Consider the following 6622-nt stretch of genomic DNA (forward strand, 5'->3'; position numbering starts at 1 on the left):
TCGGAGCACCATTCGATCACAGTCGTTCGGTGGTCCTCGGGGGTTGACGTCAGACGATGATGCGCAGCCGTCGCCGTCGGGTGAACATCGACGATAGGCCGGATGAACACCTGGCGACCATCGGCCGTGAACCATTGCGAGCCAAGGCGCGGACGACCTGGTGGCGCCTAACATTCGGCACGTGGGGGACAGGTCGGACGATGACATGACAACCGGTCACGTCGCGTTTCGTCAGGGTTGGCTCTGCAGGGCCGGTACGGGTGCCCTCGACGGTCGGGTCGCGGCATCGTGGAGGGGACGCGGCGATGGCACGGCGGCCTGACTCGGCTGATCGGGGCGGTGCGACGAACACCGGCCCCCGCGGCGCGGCGGCGGCCGCCACCGGTCCGCACGCGCTGCCCGCCCACCTCGTCCGACAGGTGATCGCCGGCCTGCCCTCCGGGCTGGTGGTGGTGAACGCCGAGGACGTGGTCGTACTGGTCAACTCCGCCGCCCGCCGGATGGGTGTCGTCGACGGTGACGAGCTCAGCGTGGGCGAGGTGGCGGATCTGGTGAAGGCCTGCCGGGCCGCAGCGGCCGAGCGCAACCGTCAACTGGACCTGCCGCCGGTGCCCGAGCCACCGCTGACCAGGGCCCGTCCGGACCAGACCGCGCTGGCCGTCTGGGCATACGCACGACCGCTCGGTGACAGCGGGTACGTCTCGGTCCTGCTCGACGACATCACCGACTCGCGGCGGGTCGAGGCCGTCCGGCGCGATTTCGTCGCCAACGTCAGCCACGAGCTCAAGACGCCCGTCGGGGCGCTGCACGTGCTCGCGGAGGCGGTCAGCGAGGCCAGCGAGGACCCGGTGGCCGTGCGCCGTTTCGCGTCGCGGATGACGCACGAGTCCACCCGGCTGGCCCGGCTGGTCCAGGAGATCATCGACCTCTCCCGGCTGCAGGGCGCCGAGCCGATGCCCGACCTGGCCCCGGTGCCGGTCTCGGTGGTGCTCGCGGAGGCCGTCGACCGGAACCGGTTCAGCGCGCAGGCGCAGGAGATCTCGGTCGCCGTCATCGGCGCCGGCGGGCTGCGGGTCCGCGGCGACGAGAACCAGCTGGTCACCGCCGTGGCGAACCTGCTGGACAACGCCATCAGCTACTCGCCGCGCGGCACACGGGTCGTGCTGGGAGTCCGCCAGGTCGGCGGAACGATAGAGATATCAGTCGCGGACGAGGGAATCGGCATCGCCGAGAAGGACCTGGAACGGGTCTTCGAGCGTTTCTACCGCGCCGACCCGGCGCGTTCCCGGGCGACCGGGGGAACTGGTCTCGGCCTGGCTATCGTGAAGCACATCGCGACCAACCACGGCGGTTCGGTGAGCGTGTGGAGCGCGGAGGGTCGGGGCTCGACGTTCACGCTGCGCCTGCCCTCCGGTACCGACGATCCCAAGGCGACCGGGTCCGGAGCGGGCCGCTCCGAAACAGGCCGTGCGGGGAAGTCCGGCGGGGTGGCGAAGGCCGGCCCCGCGGCGAGATCCGGCGGCACGGTCGAGCCCGGCGGCACGGTCGAGCCTGGTGGCGCGGCTCCGTCGCGGCCGAGCGGTGTCGTTCCGTTGCGGCCGCCAGTCGATGCACCCGATCTCGCCGATTCCGCGTCGCGGGGCCCGGTCCTGGCGGAAACTGTGCACGAATCAGCTGGTCGCACCCGGCCGGCGGCGGCCGCTCCGGTCGCGTCCGAGAATTCCTCCGGAACCGGCCACGGCGGCCCCGGAGCATGATCCGGAGCCGGTATTCCAACCGGCTTTTCAGCGGTGGCCCCTGTTCCCGGCACCGGCCGTAAAACGGTGTGACACCGCGCGGTGAAACATTTCGTCCCCGGAGATCCCGGCGGACGCGGGAGTACAGGGAGCGTGACGGTGACCAGGCTGCTCGTGGTCGAGGACGAGGAGTCCTTCTCCGATGCGTTGTCGTTCATGTTGGAGCGTGAGGGGTTCGAGGTCGCCGTCGTCGGTGACGGGCCCAGCGCGCTGGCCGAGTTCGACCGGCACGGTGCCGACCTGATCCTGCTCGACCTCATGCTCCCCGGCCTGTCCGGGACGGAGGTCTGTCGCACGCTGCGCGCCCGCTCGACCGTGCCTGTGATCATGCTCACCGCCCGGGACAGCGAGATCGACAAGGTGGTCGGCCTCGAGCTGGGCGCCGACGACTACGTGACGAAGCCGTTCTCGGCCCGCGAGCTCGTCGCCCGGATCCGCGCCGTCCTGCGCCGCCGGGTGGAGACCGAGGAGGTGTCCGACGCCACCCTGGAGGTCGGCCGGGTGCGGATGGACGTCGAGCGGCATGTCGTCACCGTCGACGGCAGCCAGGTCGCGCTGCCGCTCAAGGAGTTCGAGCTGCTGGAGATGTTCCTGCGCAACGCGGGCCGGGTGCTCACCCGCGGGCAGCTGATCGACCGGGTCTGGGGGTCGGACTACGTCGGCGACACCAAGACGCTCGACGTCCACGTGAAGCGCCTGCGCACCAAGATCGAGGCCGAGCCGGGGGCGCCGCGGCACCTGGTGACGGTGCGTGGCCTGGGTTACAAGTTCGAGCCCTGACCGGCTCCCGCCCCCCACTGGCCGGCTGACGTGGTCGGAAGCGGCACTAGGTTGGATGGGCGCCCGGGACGGACGGATTCCGGGGCAGGCCACGCGCGGCCTCCCGGTCACGGGGCGTCGGCGGCGGCATACACAGGGGGGTGACCAGTCCGGTGACGAGCGGTCGTAGGACGGGCCGTCGCGGGGCCATCGGTCGGATGGCGATCCGGGCGGGTGACCGGCGGTGCGGTTGAGACCGGCGCTGGCGCGCCGGGGACCGGGCGGAGGTGTTCCGGTTAACAGGGCCGGCGCCGACCAGCCCGGCGCTGTTGAGCTCGGCGCTGTTGAGCTCGCCGCTGGTGAGACCAGCGCTGTCGAGCCCGGGGCGGACGCGACCGGCGTGAACGAAGCAGTCGCGGACATCATCGGCCCGGGCACGGCTGGTGCCGACACGGCTGGTGCCGACACCGCTCGCGCCGACACCGCTCGCGCAGGCACCGGCGGCCAGGCTCCGCGGAGCGGCGACGACGGTGCGCTGCGTGAGCTGGAGCGTGGCCTGCGGCCCACCGCCCCGGCCGCGGACAACCGGGTCGCGGCGCCTCCCGGTCATCCGCACGGCCCGATGCGCCTCGGTGTGATCGACATCGGGTCGAACACCGTCCACCTGCTGGTGGTGGACGCGCACCGGGGTGGCCAGCCGCAGCCGGCGGCGAGCGTGCGGGTGCCGTTGCGTCTGGTCGAACTGCTCGACGACGACGGGCGGCTGGCCGAGCGTGGTGAACAGGCGCTGACCGACTGCATCCAGCAGCTGCGGGCGCACGCCCAGGACCTGCACGTGGTCGACCTGGTCGCCTTCGCCACGTCAGCCGTCCGGGACGCCCCGGACGGGGACGAGGTGCTGACGCGGGTACGCGCCGACACCGGGCTGGAGGTCGCCGTCCTGCCGGGTGAGGCCGAGGCGCGGCTCACCTTCCTGGCGGTGCGCCGGTGGTTCGGCTGGAGCGCGGGACGGTTGCTCGCGCTCGACATCGGCGGCGGCTCGCTGGAGATCGGCGCGGGCATGCACGAGGACCCCGAGGTCGTCGCCTCCCTCCCGCTCGGCGCGAGCCGGCTGACCAGGGACTGGCTCAGCGAGAACGACCCGCCCAAGCGTTCGGAGCTCAACGCGCTGCGCCGCTATGTCCGGGCGCAGATCGCGCCGGTCGTCGGGTCGCTGTACCACGTGGGCGAGCCGACCCGGGCGGTGGCGACGTCCAAGACCTTCCGCTCGCTGGCCCGTGTCTCCGGCGCCGCGCCCTACGGCCGCGGGCCGTACGTGCGGCGGGTCCTGCGCCGGGAGGACCTCGTGGAGGTGGCCGCGCGGGTGTGCCGGATGTCGGCTGCCGAGCGCGCGGCGCTGCCGGGTGTCTCCGCGTCGCGGGCCAGCCAGCTGATCGCGGGCGCCGTCGTGGCGGCCGAGGCGCTGGATCTGTTCAACCTCGAGGAGGTGGAGATCTGCCCCTGGGCGCTGCGCGAGGGGGTGATCCTGCGCCGGCTCGACCTGCTGACCTCGGGACTGGACGGCCCGCGTTCGCTTCCACCGGCACGGTAGCGATGACTTGCGTCACTGTGTGGTCTCGTCGTCGGCGATTCTGAACGCGGGAGCGCCGTGGGCGCGGGGCCGGTCATCCGCCGGACACCCGTCCCGCACCGCTGGTCCTGCCGTCGCGCCGCTGGTCCGGTTACCGGGCCCGGGCCCGCGGGCGGCACCGCCGGGCCTGTCCGGCGATGCGTTCCGCCTCCTGGCGGAGCAAAGGCCCGGGAGGCGGCACGCCGGGTATGGCCTAGCCTGGATGACGGGGCCGGTTCCTCACCGGTCCGGGACGGGTCCGGTCACAACAGGCGTCCGGCCGTTCGGCCGCCGAGATCCTGATACGGGAGCCGAAGTGCAGCAACGCGGTGCCAGGAGGCGGCCGGTGGCGCCGGCGCCGCCGCCGGCGGGGTCCTCGCCGACGACGCCTCCGTCAGCGCCATCTCCGTCAGCGGGCGCTTCACCGGCAGCATCTTCGCCAGCGGTGCCTCCGTCGGTGGCGGCGGCGGCGTCGCCGTCCGGCATGGTCGTCACCCCGCGGCTCGGGGCGCCGGCCGGCCCACCCGCCGCCGGGTTCCAGCCGGTGGGCGGTGGGCTGGTGGCACTCTCCACGGCCTCCACCTACCCGGAGTCGACGGCGACCGCCTTCGAGATGGCGGCGCGGCTCGGCTACGACGGCGTCGAGATCATGGTCTGGACGGACCCGGTCAGCCAGGACCCGCAGGCACTGCGCCGGCTCCGTGACTACCACGGCATCCCCATCCTGGCCGTGCACGCGCCGTGCCTGCTGCTGACGCAGCGGGTGTGGGGGACGGACCCGTGGGCGAAACTCGAGCGCGCGCGGGCGGTGGCGGAGACCCTCGAGGCGCCCACGGTCGTCGTTCATCCACCGTTCCGGTGGCAGCGCGACTACGCCCGCGAGTTCGTCGCCGGCATCCACCGGATGGCCGGCGAGACGGACGTCCGCTTCGCGGTGGAGAACATGTTCCCGCTGCGCGCCCGGGGCCGGGAGGTCTCGGCCTACGCCCCCGACTGGTCGCCGATCGACGACGGCTACCAGCACGTCACGCTGGATCTCTCCCACACCAGCGTCTCCCGGTCGGATGCGCTGCTGATGGCGGACGAGCTCGGTGACCGGCTCGCGCACATCCACATGGCGGACGGCACGGGGCTGGCGAAGGACGAGCACCTGGTGCCCGGCCGCGGCACGCAGCCCTGCGCCGAGCTGCTGGAGCGCCTCGCGGCGAACGGGTTCGACGGCACGGTCGTCGTCGAGATCAACACCAGGCGCGCGGAGTCGCGCGACCAGCGTGAGGCCGACCTCGCCGAGGCGCTGGCCTTCACCCGGCTCAACCTCGCCGCTCCGGCCGGAGTCGTCCCGGTTCCCTGACGAGGGCCTTACCGTCCGGTGGGGTAAGCCACTGTCAGTGGCGGAGTTGCCGCGTAGGGGCCACTATCGGGGCGTGTCCCCTGGATCACTCTTCGACCCGTTGGCCGACGCGTACGACCAGGCCCGGCCGGGCTACCCGGACCAGCTTTTCGCCGATCTGGAACTGCTCGCCGACCGGCCCGTCGCCGGCGCCGGCGTGGTCGACGTGGGCGCGGGTACGGGGATCGCCACCAGGGCCATGATCTCCCGGGGTGCCTCCGTCCTGCCTGTCGAGCTGGGCCCGGTGATGCTCGACCGGCTGCGGCGGCGGACCCCGGACCTGCCCGTCGTGCGGGGCGACGGGGAGGCGCTGCCGCTCCGGAGCGCGTCGGCGGACCTGGTCACCTACGCCCAGGCCTGGCACTGGGTGCGGGTGCCGGTGGCGGCGGCGGAGGCGGCCCGGGTGCTTCGCCCCGGCGGAGCGCTCGCCGCGTGGTGGAATGACGTCGACGCCGACGACTTCCACTGGTACCAGCGCCAGCAGGACCGCCTCGAGGCGATGAGCCCCGGCTACACCAGGGAGTACCGCAACCGGCCGTTCGCCGACGAGCTGCGTTGGACGGGGCTGTTCGCCGAGGTGGCTACGGTGACCTGCCGGTGGCACCGGGAGCTGGACATCGACCTCTACGAGACGTGGCTGTGCTCGAAGTCGTACGTCGCCGCGATCGGTGACCGGCTCGAGGACTTCCTCGCGGCTGAGCGCCGCTCTCTGCTGCGCTCGTTCCCCGACGGTCGGATCATCGAGCCGTTCCGGACGATGCTGGTCGTCGCGCGCGTCCCCTGAACCACCGACCGATCGTGATGCCGGCGCGGATCCGCCGGTGATGTTCGCGAGGTGCCTTCGCGCAGGTAGCGGCGCCGTGATGCTCCCTTGACGCCGGGCGGTCGGGCCGTTGGTGGATACCTCTCGTAATCGTCCAACTCCTTTCGGATCCTTTAGAAACGTGTCAGGAGTATGCGACTGGAAGTCTGATAAGGGGCTTCCGCTATCGTCGTGCGCGTTCGTGGGGTTCTGACCGACTCGCCCGTGTCGTCGCATGGCCGGGCGCGCCGGTCTTGATCCTGGTC

General features: G+C 72.5%; 5 protein-coding genes. All 5 read left to right on the top strand.

Annotated elements, in window-relative coordinates; translation table 11 throughout:
- The first annotated feature begins 305 nt into the window (after positions 1-305).
- A complete protein-coding gene (locus FMEAI12_RS18070) occupies positions 306-1757 on the top strand; it encodes a cell wall metabolism sensor histidine kinase WalK (RefSeq protein ID WP_112106943.1) in 1452 nt (483 codons plus the stop codon).
- A gap of 138 nt (positions 1758-1895) precedes the next feature.
- Complete coding sequence (locus FMEAI12_RS18075) at positions 1896-2576, top strand: response regulator transcription factor (protein ID WP_026240240.1); 681 nt, start codon at positions 1896-1898, stop codon at positions 2574-2576.
- A gap of 379 nt (positions 2577-2955) precedes the next feature.
- Positions 2956-4146, top strand: a complete 1191-nt coding sequence (locus tag FMEAI12_RS18080) for a Ppx/GppA phosphatase family protein (protein ID WP_235014145.1) — start codon at positions 2956-2958, stop codon at positions 4144-4146.
- Positions 4147-4648: 502 nt separating this feature from the next.
- Positions 4649-5515 (top strand): sugar phosphate isomerase/epimerase, encoded by an 867-nt coding sequence (locus FMEAI12_RS18085; protein WP_235014150.1) that lies wholly within the window; start codon positions 4649-4651, stop codon positions 5513-5515.
- Positions 5516-5588: 73 nt separating this feature from the next.
- On the top strand, positions 5589-6338 hold the full coding sequence (locus FMEAI12_RS18090) for a class I SAM-dependent methyltransferase (RefSeq protein WP_071066487.1): 750 nt from the start codon (positions 5589-5591) through the stop codon (positions 6336-6338).
- Positions 6339-6622: the final 284 nt, after the last annotated feature.

The sequence above is a fragment of the Parafrankia sp. Ea1.12 genome (genome assembly GCF_900465275.1).
GTDB classification, from domain to species: domain Bacteria; phylum Actinomycetota; class Actinomycetes; order Frankiales; family Frankiaceae; genus Parafrankia; species Parafrankia soli.

Coding starts and splice junctions, on each gene's coding strand:
- FMEAI12_RS18070 (WP_112106943.1), top strand. CDS start 306: ATGGCACGGCGGCCTGACTCGGCTGATCGGGGCGGTGCGACGAACACC.
- FMEAI12_RS18085 (WP_235014150.1), top strand. CDS start 4,649: ATGGTCGTCACCCCGCGGCTCGGGGCGCCGGCCGGCCCACCCGCCGCC.